The following is a 1074-nucleotide window of genomic DNA, read 5'->3' as shown; positions in this document are numbered from 1 at the left end:
TCTGCGCTACAATAAAAATAAAGCTAACAAGACGTTGCACCCGACGTAGAGTAGCTGCGCAGCCAAAAATTTTAAGTTGGCTTTAACCATTAACAACACAGTGAAGGATACCGTCACTCTACGCCGGTGAACTTTACGTTGGGCAAAAAAATATGATTCGCAAGATACAGCCCAAAGACATCACCCGTATTGCCGATATATGGCTTGAGAGCAGTATCATTGCACATGATTTTATTTCAGCAGAATTTTGGCGTTCAAACTATGATGTCATGGTTAATGAACTTCTCCCCAAATCTCATGGCTATGTTTTTGTTATTGATGCTGAAACAGTCGGATTTGTAGTCGATACTGAAGGGTTTATTGATGCCTTTTTTGTTGATCCAAAGAACCAAGGTATTGGAATAGGAGCTAGTCTTATGCGCCATATACAACAAGAGCATTCAAAAATCTCATTGTGTGTATACAAAGATAATGAGCTAGCTAAACGATTTTATCAGTCTCACGGGTTTGTTGTGACAGGCGAGAATACTTGTAGCCATACAGGTTGTCCTGAATTTAAGATGGAATGGAAGAAAGGCAATGTCAGAAAACAAGCCCAACAAGTCGTTGCACCCGACAGCTAGTAGCTACCGTGCCAGATTTGAAGTCTGTTAATCAAAATTGAAACATTAACCGTTTATCTGCGCTTTGATCGCTGCGGGTGAACTTTACGTTCGATAAAAAATGAAAATATATCACACATTGAGCATAGTCGCGCTACTATCTTTCTCTGGTTGCAAGAGTAAGACTCCTACGATTTCAAATATTGATTTCGATCCCATAAACAAAGATCTTCTAGCAGGTTCTCCCAGTGGAACTACTCGTTTCGAGGAGTCTGAAGGTTTGGGAGCATCTCATGATTATACAGCTGTCTTTATGTGTCCTACAGAATCAGATTGAAGTGGTCCCGCAAAACGGAGCCAGTAGTTTATTGATTAATTCGCTGGCCTGATCGGGGCAATTAACCCGAAATAAGACCAATGAAACGAAAGAGAAGACATCTTACCGCAGAGTTCAAAGCCCGAGTTGCCAAGG

At 41.0% G+C, this 1074-nt stretch carries 1 protein-coding gene; it reads left to right on the top strand.

Annotated features, from left to right (window positions below; all coding sequences use genetic code 11):
- Window positions 1–152 precede the first annotated feature (152 nt).
- The gene (locus HW115_RS19480) at window positions 153–623 is read left to right on the top strand and encodes a GNAT family N-acetyltransferase (protein ID WP_178935332.1); all 471 of its coding nucleotides are present in this window, start codon (window positions 153–155) and stop codon (window positions 621–623) included.
- Window positions 624–1074: the final 451 nt, after the last annotated feature.

Origin of the sequence: Oceaniferula marina (assembly GCF_013391475.1) — a bacterium.
In the GTDB taxonomy this organism is placed as follows: Bacteria; Verrucomicrobiota; Verrucomicrobiia; order Verrucomicrobiales; family Akkermansiaceae; genus Oceaniferula; species Oceaniferula marina.
Note: the sequence above shows the minus strand (reverse complement) of the source record. Positions and strands in the feature narration are given on the sequence as shown.

Coding starts and splice junctions, on each gene's coding strand:
- HW115_RS19480 (WP_178935332.1), top strand. CDS start 153: ATGATTCGCAAGATACAGCCCAAAGACATCACCCGTATTGCCGATATA.